Origin of the sequence: Galactobacter sp. (assembly GCF_022712295.1) — a bacterium.
In the GTDB taxonomy this organism is placed as follows: Bacteria; Actinomycetota; Actinomycetes; order Actinomycetales; family Micrococcaceae; genus Galactobacter.
The window spans coordinates 19,301-35,644 of the sequence record NZ_JALAGT010000111.1 but is presented as its reverse complement, the minus strand read 5'-3'; the positions used below and the strand labels follow the sequence as shown (position 1 = coordinate 35,644).

Below are 16,344 nucleotides of genomic sequence, written 5' to 3'. Positions count from 1 at the left end.
ACGCACGCCTCGAGTCAGAGCGTTGACGTGATGACTTGAAGCGCCCAGGTCTCGGCCGCTTGGTATGTAGCGGCGAGATCGGCGGTCGTTGGCGGTGCCAACGTCAGGTCCAAGCCGCGAGCCGGTTCCGGCACCGTTTCCTGGTCGCGAAGGAAGTCGTCTTCCTGCGCTGCCCACACATCCCAGTACGGACGGTAGGTCTCGCCGTCCCTGGCCAGGGCGCGCTGCTTGCGGTGGTCTGCCGGCACGTCCAAGGTCAGTGCGGCATCCAGCATGGGAAGGGCCTGTTTGCAGGCGGCGCCGACTCCCTCACAGATCACCACCGAAGCCGGGCGGGCAACGCGCTGCGTGGTCTCCACTCTGCCTGCCGCCCAATCCCAGGCATGCCAGGTCGCTGTCTCACCCCGGTGCAGGGGCGGCAGCACGGCCTGCACGTAGTGGTCCACTCCGGCCTGGAGGCCTTCCCACCCGCGGTACGTGTCCTCCACGTGGAAGACCTCGACATCCAGGTGGTGCTGTGCGGCCAGTGCCCGCTGGAGTGCAGCGGCGAGGGACGTTTTCCCGGAGCCGGAGCGGCCGTCGATGGCGAGCAGAACCGGGCGGTCGAGGGGGTGGGCCATCAGTGGCGGCGGAGGCGTGAGCTGTGAATGCGGGTGATGCCAGGGCCGGAGCTGTTGAGGTGGGTCCCCTTGAGCGTTGCCATCAGGTGGTCCACGACCCCGGGGATCGAGGCCAGGACCTGGTCGCGCGTGAGCTCGAAGTCCTGTTGGCCGCCGTACCAAGGGTCCGCCATGCCCTGCTGTTCTTCTGTGAGCGCGACGGAAGCAGGGTCGAAACTGCGCAGGAGGCGGATCTTGCCACGGAGCTCAGGGGTGGGCGCCCAACGACGCAGCGTACGCAGGTGATTCAGGTCAGCGGCCAGGAACAGGTCTTGGGTTTCCCATGCCGAATGGGGCATGGGACGTGCCCGGTGGGCGCTGGGGTCCAGGTTGAGGCTCCGAGCGATGGCTGCCATCCGAGGGTCCATGGGGCGGCCCTCCTCCTCGTCGGAGATGCCTGAGCTGGTGACCTGGACCTGGTCGCCGAGGCCGGCTTTCTCGAGGGCATCACGCAAGACGTACTCGGCCAACGCGGAACGGCAGATGTTCCCGGTGCATACAGCCATGACGGCAAGAGTTCTCACCTGCCCAACGCTACCGGTCCGTGGCCGCCCATGGGGCGCTGCGTTTCTGTCTCCGTTCTTGGGCCCACCCTCTTCGCTTCTGGTTTTGCCCTTCGTACCCATCTGGACACGTGGTTCCCGCGTTGCCGGATGAGTGGGGCGAGCATTTTCGAGAGTTGGTGGCAGTGCCTGCGGTCTCACTGCGGCACAGCTCCTTGGTCTGCCCGGGGAGACCAGGCCCTCCAAGGTCCATCTGGATCAAACCAATCGGCAGCATGCAGGGCTGCTGCCGCAGACCATCCTCGGTGCGCGCGGTAAGGAAGTGAAGGGAGCTCTCCGAAGATTTGTTCATCGGAGAGGAGTCCCCTGGGATGGTCAGCCGATTCGGGCGGGCCAATTCAATGTGGTGCCACCTGGGATCGCTTGCGTGGAGACAGTGCTATGGTTTCCAACCGCCCGAGATCCAGACCGAATTCCGGGATGGGAAAGGGGTTATGTATGTGGACTTCTACTGGCCGGGGCTGCGGCTGGTGATCGAGTACGACGGAGAGGGCAATTGGACCGATGCGGCAGTGGGCACGGGCACGGGCCCTGTTTTCGGGACGCTCAGTGGGTGAGCAACAACAGTGCAGCCACCAGGATGAAGCAGCAACCGAACACGATGTTCAGCACCCGCTGCCCTCGCTCCGAACCCGTGAAACGCGCCAGCGGGCGAGCCAAGGCCGCAAACCCGAACCACATCACCAGGATGTCCACCGCAACACACGTGGTCCCGATGATCACGTACCGCAGTGTTGCCCCACGAGTGGGATCGATGAAAGGGGGGATGAAGGCCAGGAAAAAGACGATGGCTTTTGGATTCGACAGATTCACCAGGATTCCGCGGCGAATCATGGCCCAGACGCCTTCCCTGCGCTCGCCGTGCGATGAGGTCACCACGGGAATCTGCGAGGTGTCCAGCTCAGCGTGCTCAACGGTGGCCGCGGGAGTGGGGCGAGAGAGCATCATCCGCACGCCGAGGAAGACTAGGTAGGCGGCGCCGAGCCACCGCACCACTTCCAGCACCACAGGGAACGCGGCCACGACGGAACCCACGCCCACGGCCACGATCACCACCTGGATGATCAGGGCGATCTGTTGGCCGGTGATACCCCAGAAACTGCGGCGCCACCCGTAGTTCATGGAATTGGCCATGGTGTTCACGGCTCCGGCGCCGGGCGTCAGGGAGATGACGGTGGCGGCGGCGAAGAGGGTCCACCAGACGGAAAGAGACACGTGTTCAAGTGTGCCGCGTGGAGGGCGGACCTGAAAAACTGCGCCAGTTCAGAACCGAACCAGCGCCTCGGTATGCCGGAACGTGAAGTTCCCCGAAGGTGCATCGGCGAAGTCCTGCCATGCCTGGGCCACGGCCCCCACTCCAGCCTGGTCCAGCAGACCATGCTTGATGGAGAGGTCCCTGAACGCTGAGTGTAGGGCGCGCTGCACCCAGGACTCTCCCCAGGCCTTGCGGGCTTCCGGGGTGGTGTAGGTCTGCTCGCGCTGGGTGAGTCTGACCGCAGAGGCCGGGATACCCGCCTCGTCCAGCCATGTGGCCATCTTGCCTCCCGCGTCGGCATCATGCCCCTCGAGACTCATGTAGCCGCGTAGTACGCGCAGCCAGGTGTCCAGCCCGATGGACGGTGGCGACCACGTGGTGGCCGAGTAATCCACCTCGCGTAGCGACAGGATCCCACCCGGGGAGACCAGCGATGCGGCCACCCGGATGGCCTGGACTGGATCGGGTAGATGCTGCAGTACCTGGTGTGCATGCACCACGTCGTAGCCGGACTGCAATCCGTCTCCTCCCGGCCTCAGCGAATACAGGTCGGCGATGCGGAAATCAACGTTGGAGGTCCCCCGCTCTTCCGCGGCGGCGGATGCCGTACGGACAGCCTCGGCGGAGAAGTCCAAGCCGGTCACGTGCCCGTCCGGGCCAACGGCCTTGGCAAGCTCCAGCGTGATGGAACCGGGGCCCGAGCCGAGGTCGAGGATATTCATACTGGGCCTGAGCAGTGGTGCCAGGTGAGGCGCGGAGTCCTTGATCCCTCGCAAGGCGTGCGAGGCCAGGACGGAGGAATGATGCCCGTGAGCGTAGTGGGAGGTGTCGGGGGTATCGCTCATGCATTCAGGCTAGACCCGCACCGAAGGTGCGGTTCCGCGCGGACGGGGGACCCGCCGTCGGGCATGGAAGCGAGAGTGGCGAGGGTCACTCAAGAGGAGGAGACCCCTGTGGAATGAAATGAGTGAGCATCCGGTTGTATAGAGCAAAGGCCAAAGTTGAGTCACCTTGGCTCAAGTTAATTTGACACCCTGAACGGGCTGCTCAAGACTTGAGTACAGATGGCTCAAGGGTCCCGACGCGGACCTGCAGGCCACAGAACTCTTGAACCGAGTAGGAAGTAGGAACACCATGTCCCGTGCCGTGGGTATCGACCTCGGAACCACCAACTCTGTCGTCTCCGTGCTGGAAGGCGGCGAGCCCACCGTCATCGCCAACGCTGAAGGCTCCCGCACCACCCCGTCGGTGGTCGCCTTCTCCAAGGGCGGCGAGGTCTTGGTCGGCGATATCGCCAAGCGCCAGGCCGTGAACAACATCGACCGCACCATCGCCTCCGTCAAGCGCCACATGGGCACCGACTGGAGCGTGGACATCGATGGCAAGAAGTACACCGCGCAGGAAGTCTCCGCGCGTACCCTGATGAAGCTCAAGCACGACGCCGAGGATTACCTCGGTGAGGACGTGACCGATGCGGTCATCACCGTCCCCGCCTACTTCAACGACGCAGAGCGTCAGGCCACCAAGGAGGCCGGCGAGATCGCAGGCCTGAACGTCCTGCGTATCGTCAACGAGCCCACCGCAGCTGCTCTGGCCTACGGCCTGGACAAGGGCAACGAGGACGAGCTCATCCTGGTCTACGACCTGGGCGGCGGCACGTTCGACGTGTCCCTGCTGGAGGTCGGCAAGGACGACGACGGCTTCGCCACCATCCAGGTCCGTGCCACCGCCGGTGACAACCGCCTGGGCGGCGACGACTGGGACCAGCGCATCGTCGACTGGCTGCTGGCTCAGGCCAAGGCCAAGGGTGCCGACCTGTCCAAGGACAAGATCGCCGTTCAGCGTCTGCGTGAGGCAGCAGAGCAGGCCAAGAAGGAACTCTCTTCCGCCACCTCCACCAACATCTCCCTGCAGTACCTGTCCGTGACGCCCGAGGGCCCGGTCCACCTGGACGAGCACCTCTCCCGCGCCAAGTTCCAGGATCTGACCAACGATCTGCTGGAGCGCACTCGTAAGCCGTTCAACGACGTCATTGCCGAGGCCGGCGTGAAGGTCTCCGACATCGCCCACGTGGTGCTCGTCGGTGGCTCCACCCGTATGCCCGCCGTGGCAGAGCTCGTCAAGGAGCTCGCGGGCAAGGAAGCCAACAAGGGTGTGAACCCCGACGAGGTCGTCGCCGTCGGCGCAGCACTGCAGGCAGGCGTGCTGAAGGGCGAGCGCAAGGACGTTCTGCTCATCGACGTCACCCCGCTTTCCCTCGGCATCGAGACCAAGGGCGGTGTGATGACCAAGCTCATCGAGCGCAACACGGCCATCCCGACCAAGCGTTCCGAGACCTTCACCACCGCCGAGGACAACCAGCCCTCCGTGTCCATCCAGGTCTTCCAGGGCGAGCGTGAGTTCACCCGTGACAACAAGCCGCTCGGCACCTTCGAGCTGACCGGCATCGCGCCGGCTCCCCGTGGCGTCCCGCAGGTCGAGGTCACCTTCGACATCGACGCCAACGGAATCGTGCACGTCTCCGCCAAGGACAAGGGCACCGGCGTGGAGCAGTCCATGACCATCTCCGGTGGCTCCTCGCTGCCGCAGGAGGACATCGACCGCATGGTCAAGGAGGCCGAGGAGCACGCGGCAGAGGACAAGAAGCGTCGCGAGGCAGCAGAGACCCGCAACGCAGCCGAGTCCTCCGCCTACTCCGTGGAGAAGCTCCTCAAGGACAACGATGAGAAGCTCTCCGAGGAGGTCAAGACCGAGGTCCAGGCCGACGTCGACGCCCTGAAGAAGGCGTTGGAGTCCCAGGACAATGACGACGAGGTCAAGGCCGCGTTCGAGAAGCTGCAGGCCTCTCAGGTCAAGATCGGTGAGGCCCTCTACTCCCAGGCCCAGCAGGAGGCTCCGGCCGACGGCGCCGATGCCGGTTCCACCGGTTCCGGCGCCTCTGCTGACGAGGACGTCGTCGACGCCGAGGTCGTTGACGAGGACGACGAGAAGAAGAACTGAGGCACCACACGCTATGAGCAACGAGGAACTGAACCCAGAGCAGCAGGGCAACTCGGACGAGGAGCCGGTTCGCTTCACCGACAAGCGCAAGGTGGACCCGGAGACGGGCGCCGTGCGCGGTGAGGACGCCGACACCGAAGCCGCGGACAGCACCGACGGCACCGAGGGTGCAGACGCGCTGAGCCAGGCTGAGCAGATCCTCGACGCCGCAGCTGCGGAGCAGAGTGAGGAGGACTCGCAAGAGTCCTCCGACCCTGCAGCCGAGGAACTGAGGACCGACCTGTTGCGACTGCAGGCAGAGTTCACCAATTACCGGCGTCGAGTCGATCGTGACAAGACGCAGGCCAAGGAGAACGGCCTCAACGCCGCGGTGTCGGCACTGATCCCGGTGCTGGACGACATCGAGGCCGCCCGTTCCGCGGGTGACCTCGAGGACGGCCCGTTCGCCTCGATCGCCACCAAGCTGGAGACCGCTCTCGCGGGCATCGGCCTGGAGAAGGTCAACGAGGTCGGGGTCGAGTTCGACCCGGCCATCCACGAGGCGCTGCTGCGCCAGCCCGTCCCTGAGATCCCTGCCGATCACGTCGGCATGGTGCTCCGAGTGGGCTTCAAGCGCGGTGACCGCGTGCTGCGTGCAGCGCAGGTCATGGTGTCGGACGGCGAGTGATCGCTAGGCCCGCGTGACGCGGGTCCCGTGGGGCGGTGGGGTAGCTTCGAGTTACCCCACCGCTGCCACATCCAAGTATTTTTCATAAGTTTTCGATCCTGTATGTGTTGGAGGCGCCCACATGGCCAGTCAGGACTGGGTGGACAAGGACTTCTACGCGGTACTCGGTGTGTCCAAGGACGCTGACTCCGCAGAGATCAAGAAGGCGTACCGGAAGCTGGCGCGCCAGTACCACCCGGACACGAACCCGGGGGATGCCGCTGCCGAGCAGCGGTTCAAGGACATCACCGAGGCCAACTCGGTGCTCTCGGATCCCGAGGAACGTCAGCAGTATGACGCGATCCGGGCCATGGGCTCCGGAGCGCGCTTCCAGGCCGGTGGGCCAGGCGGCGGCGCCGGCGGGTTCGACGACGTCTTCGGCGGCATGTTCGGCGGTGGCGGCGGTCAGCGTGTGCGTTACTCCACCAACGGTGCGGCCGGCCCGGAGCTGTGCGACCTCTTCGGCGGCATGTTCGGCGGCGGTGGTGGCGGCTTCGGAGGTTTCCAACAGCAGCCGCAGCGCGGCGCCGACCGGCATGCGGAGACCACCATCTCCTTCAAGGGGTCCATCGAGGGCACCACCATCGGACTGCGGGAACCCAGCGGTGCCACGATCGACGTGCGCATCCCCGCAGGTATCCGCGACGGCCAGTCCGTGCGGGCCAAGGGGAAGGGGCAGGCAGGGGCCGCTGGTCCCGGTGATCTCATGGTCAAGGTGCGGGTCAAGGAGCACCCGTTCTTCAAGCGCGACGGCAACGACATCACGGTCCATGTGCCGGTGACCTTCTCCGAGGCGGCGCTGGGCGGGCAGATCACCGTGCCGACCATTCACGGCGACCATGTCAAGGTGAAGGTTCCGTCCGGTTCTCCCTCCGGCAAGACCCTGCGCCTTCGGGGCAGGGGAGTGAAGACGGCCAAGAAGTCCGGTGACATGTACGTGGTGCTCGACGTCGCCGTTCCCTCCCGGCTGAGCAAGGAAGCCAAGGCTGCGTTGGAGGCATTCGCGGAGGCAACGGTCGGCGAGGATCCCCGTAAGGATCTGGCCGAGCGCGCCACACTCTGAGGGACGGCCTGAGGGAAACTGAGCAGGAAGGTGGTGAGACATGATGGAACGGAATGACCCGATCTACGTGATCTCCGTGGCCGCGAAGCTGGCCCACATGCACCCTCAGACCCTGCGTCAGTACGACCGTATGGGTCTGGTGGTGCCCCGCCGGCAAGGCGGTAAGCACCGTCGCTACAGTGCTGCGGACATCGCCCGATTGCGGCGGGTGCAGGAACTCTCCAACGAGGGTATCTCGTTGGAGGGTGCCCGGCGGGTGCTGGATCTGGAGTCTCAGGCAGAGGCCCTGCGTGAGGAGATCCAGGTGCTGCGCGCGTCGGTTCTCCACTGGCGCGATCGTGCCCAGGCAGACGGTCAGAACAGGGTGTTCACGGCCGGCGCCACCGGCGAGGTGTCCGTGGAGTCCGCCCGCTTGGCTCAGGCGCGGGCCGCCTTCCTGTGGGAACAGGTCACCAGGCAGCGGCCCTTCGAACTCACTGCGGGGCCGAGTTCCAGGCAGCAGGGACACAGGAGAATCTGATTCGGTGCCGCGGGTAACTTGACGTTGCCCGAGCAAAAGGCGATAGGCTACCCAAGTGGTGGCCACATCCCCCCATCAGTGGCCACCGTAACGCGTCCATGTTGAACGGCCAGCCCCCCAGCGCCGTTCACACCACCCCTGGACGCGGTGAGGGCGGGTGCGTCGAGTCCTAGGATTCCGCACCCGCCCTCCTTCATGTCCGGACGCCTAGGTCAGCGTCGCACGGCGGTGAGGTCGAAGATGTTCCGCCCGGCTCGCCCGGCCTTTGCCTCGAAGCTGGTCAACGTCCGCCCGTCGTAGCGAGGTGCCCAGCCGCCCACCTCGTCCACGAAGGAGGGGTCGGCCTCGCGCTTCTCGATGTCTTTGCGTCGGATGTCCGTCAGCGGGGACGTCTCCCCGGCCATTTCGCCCTCGTGCGGGTTGTCGAAGTCGGGGGAGTCGGCGATGATCTGACGCATCTGCTCCGCGTAATTGGACCAGTCGGTGGCCAGTCGCCACACACCTCCGGGGCGGAGGACGCGCGCGGCACGCTCGGCAAAGGCGTCCGTGATCAGGCGCCGCTTGTGGTGGCGCTTCTTGTGCCACGGGTCGGAGAAGTACACCCAGAGCTCGTCCACCTGGCCGGGCTGAAGGGCGATGTCCAGCACCTCGGGCGCGTTGGCCTGCATGCAGCGCACATTCTTCAAGCCACGGTTGGAGATCTCCTCCATGAGCTTGGCCAGACCGGGCGTGTAGACCTCCACGGCCAGGAAGTTCCGTTCGGGATGCTGGGCCGCAGCGTACGCGGTCGCCTCTCCGAGACCGGAGCCGATCTCCACCGTCAACGGCGCCGACGGGTCGTCGAACGCACCGGGCACGTCGATCTCGGCGCTGGGCAGGATCGAAGTGGAGGCGTGGTGGCGTGGGACGTCGATCAGGACGGTGTCCTTCATGGAATCCCACGCACGTTGCTGCCCGGTGGTCATGCGGTCGCCGCGGCGGACGAAGCTGACGGGCTCGGCCCGGTGGAAACTCGGGTCGGTGGCGGCGCGTCCCTGGATGGGCTGGCGGCGGTGGTTCTGGGCGGATTCGGGCTGATCGGTCACGCCTCCCAAGGATACCGGGGATTGGACCAGCGCCCAGCGGGAGGGCAGGATGAAAGTGGACGCAGAACGCTAAGGAATGGGCCGCGAAGTGACTGGGAACAAGACCACCAATGCCCGACGACGTGTGCCCGGCCCGCGGTCCGTCCGCCTTGGCGCCGCAGCCGTGGCGGCCGCGGCCGCCTTGGTGCTCACCGCCTGCAGTGGCTCCGAGAGCGATCCCGAGCCCACACCGTCGGGCAGTGGACAGCAAGCTGTCAACGAGGGTGCGGGGATCCCGACCAAGGCGTTCACCGTGGCGCAGTCAAAGCAGAAGGTGCTGACCGCGCAGGAGTTCCCGGGTGGTGTGCAGGGATACCGGGAGAAAAGGGTCGGGGCGCAGCGGCTGAATCTCGGGCGCATCTTGACCGAAGTATCCGGTGTGCCTTCAGAGTGCTCCACGGCCATCCGCAGCACCACGAAGCAGCGAGTGTCCGTGCTGTCCGGCGCGGAGGCCTCTGCGACGGTGCCGAAGGACGCGTCGGGGACTTCGAAGGTCGGAACCGTCAAGGTCACGATCTTCACCACACGGGCCGATGCCAAGGCCGCGCAGGGTCTAGGCCTGGTCTCTGACACCTGCTCCGGGACGGTCGCGGAGCCGGACTCGATCTCGCCAGCGCAGCGGGGGCTGAGTGGCGTGTCCGTGGTGACTGGCTCCAAGCAGCTCACCGTGGCTGCTGGGGACTGGGGTGCCAACCACGTGCTCGTGGAGACCACGGACGTGGACGCGGAAGTGGCTCAGCAGATCGCGGACGCGCAGCTGGCGAAGCTCGCTGCGCCGCAGGACTGAGGTCGGCTATTCCACGGAGACGACGGCGAGTTTGTCGACCGGCACCGGCCCCGCATTGTGCCCGACGAGGTGTGTCCAGCTCTTCCGCAGGCACGTTGGCGTTCTGCCGCGACGGGGGCTGAGGAGTTGACCGCGATCAATTTGTCAGGGGTCCCCGGGACACTTGGTTCATGGAAACGGGTAGCGGTTCCATCGCCCTGGCGGTGGACAGTTTGCAGGTGTTGCGGGAGGTCGCCGACCTTCTGAACAGTGATGCCTCCTTCACCCGTGCCGGGCTCTACGATGCCGCCGCGCGGGTGACTCGGGTGCACAACATGCTGGAGGCGCTGAACCTTGATTTGGCTAATCGGTACCGGGATTTGGTGACCGAGGATCTGGCCGCTGTTGATCCGGCAGGGTGGAGGGCGCCGCTGACCGGGCAGCGTTTGGCCGAGCAGGCTCGGCGGGTGACGGGGCAGGACCTTTCCCCGGCCTGGCACATGACCCCGAACGCCTCCCGCAAACGCGTGGGACTGGCGCGCACCGCCACCGACGCCCTCCCCGAGTGCGTGGACCAGGTCCGCAGGGGTGAGGCCACAGAAGACCACCTCACAGCCGTTCTCCGCGAGGCCGTCGTGTTGGAACCGGAGGATCAGGCCCGCATGGATCACGACCTCGCGCATCAACTGCCCGACCTGACGGTGGGGGCGGCGAAGGCGGCCGCGTTCAAGCGTGCGGCGGAGTTGGATGCGGCGACCATGGTGGAGCGGGCCGAACGCGCGGCCAGACACGCCCACGTCAGTGTGAGACCGGCCCCGGATTGCATGACCAGACTCTCCGCCCTCCTGCCCCTCAAGGACGGGGTCGCGATCGAAGTGGCTCTGACCCGGCACGCGCAGAAGCTCAAGGCCCACGGCGATACCCGCAGTCTGGGGCAGATCAAGGCCGCCCTACTGGTGGCCTGGGTCCGCGACGGGGCGGCCCAGGCCGACCAGAACGACACCCGCTGGAACTGCGGCCTGGCTGGCCCCGCAGGAGGCAGCGGCAACGCCACTGCCAGAGGCACCGAAACCGACAGCCATGAGCCCGGCAGTACCCCTGACGCGGATGCGATAACTGGCTTCGCCGCTGGCAGTGGCACCGGCAGCGGTTCGTTCACCGACGGTGGCGCTGGAGTTGAACAGTCTGACGTTGATGCCAGTGCTCCAGGAACCACGTCGCGTGATACCGGGGACGATGCCACGTGCCAGCACGGGCCCAGCGTGGAAGTGCTGATCACCATCACCGACCTGGGCCTGCTGGGTTTCAGCGATACCCCGGCCCACGTGGACGGCTACGGTGCCGTCCCTGCCGGATTGGCCCGGCAGATCATTCGCGACGCGGCGGCCCAGGACCGGGCCACCCTCCGCAGGCTCTGGAGCGACCCGAAGGATGGGACGCTGACGCAGATGGAGTCCAGATCCCGGTTCTTCCCCAAGGGCCTGGCCAGATTCATCCGCGCCCGCGACCAGGTTTGTAGGACACCGTATTGCGGGGCGCCGATCAGGCAGATCGACCACATCAAACCTCACTCGGCAGGTGGAGCAACCACCGCAACCAACGGCCAAGGACTCTGCACCGCCTGCAACCAGGCCAAAGAACACACCCGAATCCGGTCCGGGGCACCACCCGGCCTGCCCCAGGAGACCCCTGGAACGTTGGCGAAGAACAGCGATAACCCACCTGGAGTGTTTCCTCGAACCGGATGAAGGGTCGACTCCATTTCCGGTGCGCCGTACTGTCTAGGCCATGGTTGACCTGCCACCCCTTTACGACGACCTGACCTTCCTCTCGCCGCTCTCGGACGAGCGTGCAGCATCCCTGGTCGGATTCATCGCAGACGCCCACCCTGACACTGTGCTGGACATCGGGTGCGACTGGGGTGAGCTGTTGCTGCGGTCACTGGCCGCAGTCCCGGAAGCCCGGGGACTCGGAGTGGATCTGGAGTCTCAGCACCTCGAGGACGCGCGGAGACGCGCTGTCGAACGGGGCCTGGCAGACTGGGCGTCGTTCGACGCACGTGACGCACGCACCTTCACGGGTTCCTTCGATGCAGTGGTGTGCATCGGCGCGTCTCAGATCTGGGGGCCACAGGTAGACGAGGAACAGCCACTCGATTACACCGCCGCGCTTGTCGCCCTCCGGCAGCTGCTGCCCGCCGGTGGGCGTCTCGTCTACGGCGAGGCGGTGTGGTCGGTTCCGCCTACAGCTGCGGCCATGTCGGCACTGGGTGGGCGACCGGACGAATACCTTGCGGTGGACAGCGTCGTCGCTCTGGCACGGCAACACGGTTTCAGCGTGGCTAACGTTGAAGTGGCAACCCAAGGAGAATGGGATGCCTTCGAAGCGGGTTTCAGGGCCGGCTTTGAACATTGGATCCACGCACATCCTGCCGATCACGAGGATCAGCAGGAGGTACACAGGCAGCTGCAGGATCAGCGCGATCGGTACATGAACGGGTACCGAGGTGTTCTGGGTATGGCCTACCTGAGCCTGATCGCGGACTGATCGTGATGTGCGCAGTCGAACTGTACGCAGAACTCGGAATCGATCCCCCCCGACAGCGCCTGGCGCGAATGGGGCGGTATCGGTGAGGGCGACGCGCTCTCGCCCGACAAGCTGCATACGGTGGGCCTCTCCCAGGCTCTCGTGCCGGAAGGCAATGTGCTTCGACGCGACGTCTACGCGTCAGGGGTGAACATCGATTGGGGTCAGGATCCCGAGCCGGGTGACTACCTCGAACCGGGCACCGATGCTCGCCTGCCGCTGTTTCACGAGGTGCCGAAGGGGCTTCGCAGTCGCGGTGTGTGGCTGGCCGAGCGAGCCGTCAGTGAGGTGCAGACGCTTTGGGCGATCGACCCGCAACGTGGATGGCATCTGGGGGCGCAGGCATCGCCATGGTCGTTGCCCCTGCCGGGCTCCATTGACCAGTATCTGACGTTCCGCGGCTACCCCAGCCACAAGGCCACTGGAGCACGGAACCGGTAGGGTCTCGCGGGAGTGCTTACCGTGCGGGAGGAAAACCACGACGAAACCAGATTCTTTGCGATCCCCCATGCGCACCGCCGGGCGAGTGTTCACGGCCATTGGATGTGTGATCTTTTCCGTCTGGGCGATCTACATCATCGACGTCGTCACTTCGGAACGCACTGTCGGACGGGATGTTGCCTGGATTCCGGCGACCGCAGGAAGCGCGCTGACCATCCTCGGGATAGTCATGCTCGTGGCGGCAGCTCAACATCAGTACACCATCGACACGATCGTCTCCAGACTCGGAGCCGAGAGGAGCAAAGCCGCGGCCGACGCCTCCGAGAAGGAAGACCCCGGCCAGGCGGACACGTGAGCGTGACGCCACCAAGAAGCACGTTCAGAGCAACTTCCGAACAGCGTGCCGATCCCACCCATGTTGGCCTCCGCCGCTCCCTCATGCTTGGGGCTGGGGGTCCAGGGAGATCGTGACGACGTCGACGATGGCGGTGTCGGGCATGTCGGCGTAGTAGTTCTCGCGCAGTTGTGCAGCGAAGTTGTCCATGTCGGTTTCTGGTGGCTGGTGTGCCTGCTCGGGGGTGAGCGTGGCTATCGGGTGGGAGTGGACGGCAAGGACTTGTCCGTGCAGGTCGTTGTTGGGTTCTCCCTCGAAGTGGAAGAGTGCCGGGCCAGTACGAACTCTTTCGTTCCAGCGTGTGGTCGAGACCTTTTGTCCTGAAGCTATGGCGGTGTAGTGCTTCGGGTGGAAGTTGATGATCTGAACGTGATCCTTACCCATGGCGACCATTATCGCCCTGCAGGTTCTGCTGCAGAGATCCCACATTGGTGCCCAGGAAATGAGGCAGTGGGTGTGGAATAAACCATGCGCCACCAGAGTTGAGCAGAGTAGACTCAAGTTCAGATGAGGCCCGCCGCCAGGGCGGGCACCACCCGTCGGGCATTGCCCGACGGACGCAGTCCGGAGCACGGAACAGAAGGGAGCTCACGTGGACGCAAAATTCACCACCAAGAGCCAGGAGGCGCTCTCCGCGGCAGGCATGAATGCCTCGACTGCGGGCAACCCCCAGATCGAACCGGCACACCTGCTCAAGGCCCTCATGGACCAGCGCGAATCCGTCGCGGTGGCCCTGCTCAAGGCCGCAGGCGCCGATCCCGATGCGGTGTCGGTACAGGCGTCGGCCGCGATCCACGCGCTCCCCAAGAGCTCCGGATCCTCCGTGGCTCAGGCGCAGTTCTCCCGCCAGACCCTTCAGGTGGTCTCCGCGGCCCAGCAGGCTGCGGAGCGCAATGGCGACTCCTACGTGTCCACCGAGCATTTGCTGATCGGCCTGGCCGCCGACCAGACTCGTGCGGGGGAGGCCCTGCGCGAGGCCGACGCCACCGTGGAGGCCCTGACCGCAGCCCTCACCACGGTGCGTGGCGAACGCAAGGTGGACAACGCTGACCCTGAAGGAACCTTCCAGGCCCTGGAAAAGTACGGCACGGACCTGACCGAGATCGCAGGATCGGGTGACCTGGACCCGGTGATCGGCCGTGACCAGGAGATCCGTCGCGTGGTGCAGGTGCTCTCCCGCCGCACCAAGAACAACCCCGTTCTGATCGGCGAACCCGGTGTGGGCAAGACCGCCGTCGTGGAGGGCCTGGCCCAGCGCATGGTGGCCGGCGACGTCCCCGAGTCCTTGCGTGGCAAGCGCCTGATCTCCCTTGATCTGGGGTCCATGGTGGCCGGCGCCAAGTACCGCGGCGAGTTCGAGGAACGCCTCAAGGCCGTTCTGGAGGAGATCAAGAACTCCGACGGGCAGGTGGTCACCTTCATCGACGAGATCCACACCGTGGTCGGCGCAGGCGCGTCTGAAGGCTCCATGGACGCCGGCAACATGCTCAAGCCCATGCTGGCCCGAGGAGAGTTGCGGCTGATCGGCGCGACGACCCTGGACGAGTACCGCGAGAACATCGAGAAGGACCCAGCCTTGGAGCGCCGCTTCCAGCAGGTCTACGTCGGTGAGCCCTCCGTGGACGACTCCATCGCCATCCTGCGTGGCCTGAAGGAACGCTACGAGGCCCACCACAAGGTCGGCATCTCCGACTCCGCCCTGGTGGCCGCCGCAGCCCTCTCCGATCGCTACATCTCCGGACGCCAGTTGCCGGACAAGGCCATTGACCTCGTGGACGAGGCAGCGTCCCGTCTGCGCATGGAGATCGACTCCGCTCCGGAGGAGATCGACGTGCTGCGCCGCAGTGTGGACCGCATGACCATGGAGGAACTGGCGCTCAAGGACGAGACCGACCCGGCTTCGGTGGAGCGCCTCGAGGCCCTCCAGGCAGAGATGGCAGACGAGAAGGAGAAGCTCGCCGCGCTCAATGCCCGTTGGGAGGCCGAGAAGGCCACGCTGAACTCCGCAGGTGACCTGCGCGCCAAGTTGGACGACCTGCGTTCCCAAGCGGAGGTGGCCCAGCGCCAGGGCGACCTGGGCGAGGCCTCCCGCATCCTCTACGGCGAGATCCCTCAGCTTGAACAGCAACTGGCAGCCGCTGAATCCGACCAGAAGCAGGAACAGGCAGACCGCATGGTCTCCGAGGAGGTCACCGCCGACGACATCGCCGAGGTCATCTCCGCCTGGACCGGCATCCCGGCCGGACGCATGCTGCAAGGTGAGAGCCAGAAGCTGCTTACGATGGAGGAACACCTCGGTGAGCACCTGATCGGCCAGAAGGCCGCCGTCGCGGCGGTGTCCGACGCCGTTCGTCGTTCCCGCGCGGGTCTCTCCGACCCGGAGCGCCCCACCGGTTCCTTCCTGTTCCTCGGTCCCACCGGCGTCGGCAAGACCGAGTTGGCCAAGTCGCTGGCGGACTTCCTGTTCGACGACCCGCGCGCCATGGTGCGCATCGACATGAGCGAGTACTCCGAGAAGCACTCGGTCTCCCGTCTGGTCGGTGCGCCTCCCGGATACGTGGGCTACGACGAGGGCGGTCAGCTGACCGAGGCCGTGCGGCGTCGCCCGTACTCCGTGGTGCTGCTCGACGAGGTCGAAAAGGCTCACCCTGAGGTCTTCGACATCCTGCTGCAGGTCTTGGACGACGGCCGCCTGACGGACGGCCAGGGACGCACCGTGGACTTCCGCAACGTGATCCTGGTGCTGACCTCCAACCTTGGTTCGCAGTTCCTGGTGGATCCGGAACTGACGGATGAGGCCAAACGCCATGCGGTCATGGGCGTGGTGAACGCCTCCTTCAAGCCGGAGTTCCTGAACCGCCTGGACGACGTCATCATGTTCGACCCGCTATCCCTCGAGGCCCTGGGCCACATCGTGGACCTGCAGGTGGACTCCATGCAGTCCCGGCTGGCCGATCGTCGCTTGAAGCTGACCGTCACGGACGGCGCCCGTGAGTGGCTGGCGCTGACCGGGTACGACCCCGCCTTCGGTGCCCGCCCGCTGCGTCGCCTGATGCAGCGCGAGATCGGCGACAAGCTGGCCCGCCAGCTCCTGGCCGGTGAGATCGTGGACGGCGACGACGTCGTGGTCGACGTCGATGCAGAGCAGGCCAAGGGCCTTGTGGTTCGGCGTGGAAGCGCTGAGGAAGCCGAGATCGTGGCGTGATGTATGACGCATAAGGATGTGCGGGAACGCTGTACATGCGTTCCCGCGCATCCGAACGTGTA

General features: G+C 65.7%; 16 protein-coding genes. 10 read left to right on the top strand and 6 right to left on the bottom strand.

The genetic code is table 11. The features are described from left to right. Positions 1-14: 14 nt before the first annotated feature. The 4 genes from Q0A15_RS08445 to Q0A15_RS08430 all read right to left on the bottom strand — a co-directional run bounded on the left by Q0A15_RS08445 (position 15) and on the right by Q0A15_RS08430 (position 3,322). On the bottom strand, positions 15-620 hold the full coding sequence (locus Q0A15_RS08445) for a hypothetical protein (RefSeq protein WP_291279087.1): 606 nt from the start codon (positions 618-620) through the stop codon (positions 15-17). Further along, a complete protein-coding gene (locus Q0A15_RS08440) occupies positions 620-1,165 on the bottom strand; it encodes a low molecular weight protein-tyrosine-phosphatase (protein WP_291279086.1) in 546 nt (181 codons plus the stop codon). The genes Q0A15_RS08445 and Q0A15_RS08440 overlap by 1 nt, the downstream gene beginning before the upstream one ends. A gap of 603 nt (positions 1,166-1,768) precedes the next feature. Beyond that, entirely contained in the window at positions 1,769-2,437 is a 669-nt protein-coding gene (locus Q0A15_RS08435) for a LysE family transporter (protein WP_291279085.1), read from the bottom strand. A gap of 48 nt (positions 2,438-2,485) precedes the next feature. After that, positions 2,486-3,322: a class I SAM-dependent methyltransferase gene (locus tag Q0A15_RS08430; protein WP_291279084.1), complete on the bottom strand. Its 837-nt coding sequence runs from the start codon at positions 3,320-3,322 to the stop codon at positions 2,486-2,488. A gap of 289 nt (positions 3,323-3,611) precedes the next feature. On the opposite strand from Q0A15_RS08430, the gene dnaK reads away from it, so the two are divergent. From dnaK to Q0A15_RS08410, 4 genes are all read left to right on the top strand, one after another. Then, the gene (dnaK, locus tag Q0A15_RS08425; RefSeq protein WP_291279083.1) at positions 3,612-5,477 is read left to right on the top strand and encodes a molecular chaperone DnaK; all 1,866 of its coding nucleotides are present in this window, start codon (positions 3,612-3,614) and stop codon (positions 5,475-5,477) included. Positions 5,478-5,490: 13 nt separating this feature from the next. Continuing rightward, positions 5,491-6,144 carry a nucleotide exchange factor GrpE gene (locus Q0A15_RS08420; RefSeq protein ID WP_291279082.1) on the top strand — a complete coding sequence of 218 codons (654 nt, stop codon included), beginning with the start codon at positions 5,491-5,493 and terminating at the stop codon, positions 6,142-6,144. A gap of 121 nt (positions 6,145-6,265) precedes the next feature. After that, complete coding sequence (locus tag Q0A15_RS08415) at positions 6,266-7,246, top strand: DnaJ C-terminal domain-containing protein (protein ID WP_291279081.1); 981 nt, start codon at positions 6,266-6,268, stop codon at positions 7,244-7,246. Positions 7,247-7,286: 40 nt separating this feature from the next. Continuing rightward, positions 7,287-7,766, top strand: coding sequence for a MerR family transcriptional regulator (locus Q0A15_RS08410; protein WP_291279080.1), 480 nt, complete (start codon positions 7,287-7,289; stop codon positions 7,764-7,766). A 212-nt stretch (positions 7,767-7,978) separates the two neighbouring features. On the opposite strand, the gene trmB is transcribed toward Q0A15_RS08410, so the two are convergent. After that, positions 7,979-8,851: a tRNA (guanosine(46)-N7)-methyltransferase TrmB gene (gene trmB / locus Q0A15_RS08405; RefSeq protein WP_291279079.1), complete on the bottom strand. Its 873-nt coding sequence runs from the start codon at positions 8,849-8,851 to the stop codon at positions 7,979-7,981. Positions 8,852-8,939: 88 nt separating this feature from the next. Between trmB and Q0A15_RS08400 the strand changes: the two genes are divergently transcribed. The 5 genes from Q0A15_RS08400 (at position 8,940) to Q0A15_RS08380 (ending at position 13,038) form a co-directional block, all read left to right on the top strand. Next, a complete protein-coding gene (locus Q0A15_RS08400) occupies positions 8,940-9,677 on the top strand; it encodes a hypothetical protein (RefSeq protein ID WP_291279078.1) in 738 nt (245 codons plus the stop codon). Between the two features lie 170 nt (positions 9,678-9,847). Next, positions 9,848-11,404: an HNH endonuclease signature motif containing protein gene (locus Q0A15_RS08395; protein ID WP_291279077.1), complete on the top strand. Its 1,557-nt coding sequence runs from the start codon at positions 9,848-9,850 to the stop codon at positions 11,402-11,404. Positions 11,405-11,444: 40 nt separating this feature from the next. Continuing rightward, positions 11,445-12,203 carry a methyltransferase domain-containing protein gene (locus Q0A15_RS08390; protein ID WP_291279076.1) on the top strand — a complete coding sequence of 253 codons (759 nt, stop codon included), beginning with the start codon at positions 11,445-11,447 and terminating at the stop codon, positions 12,201-12,203. A 120-nt stretch (positions 12,204-12,323) separates the two neighbouring features. Next, positions 12,324-12,683: a hypothetical protein gene (locus Q0A15_RS08385; RefSeq protein ID WP_291279075.1), complete on the top strand. Its 360-nt coding sequence runs from the start codon at positions 12,324-12,326 to the stop codon at positions 12,681-12,683. 106 nt (positions 12,684-12,789) lie between these two features. Beyond that, entirely contained in the window at positions 12,790-13,038 is a 249-nt protein-coding gene (locus tag Q0A15_RS08380; protein WP_291279074.1) for a hypothetical protein, read from the top strand. Positions 13,039-13,119: 81 nt separating this feature from the next. Here Q0A15_RS08380 and Q0A15_RS08375 read toward each other — a convergent pair whose 3' ends face one another. Further along, positions 13,120-13,461, bottom strand: coding sequence for an ASCH domain-containing protein (locus Q0A15_RS08375; RefSeq protein ID WP_291279073.1), 342 nt, complete (start codon positions 13,459-13,461; stop codon positions 13,120-13,122). A gap of 208 nt (positions 13,462-13,669) precedes the next feature. Between Q0A15_RS08375 and clpB the strand changes: the two genes are divergently transcribed. Then, entirely contained in the window at positions 13,670-16,282 is a 2,613-nt protein-coding gene (clpB, locus tag Q0A15_RS08370) for an ATP-dependent chaperone ClpB (RefSeq protein ID WP_291279072.1), read from the top strand. Positions 16,283-16,344: the final 62 nt, after the last annotated feature.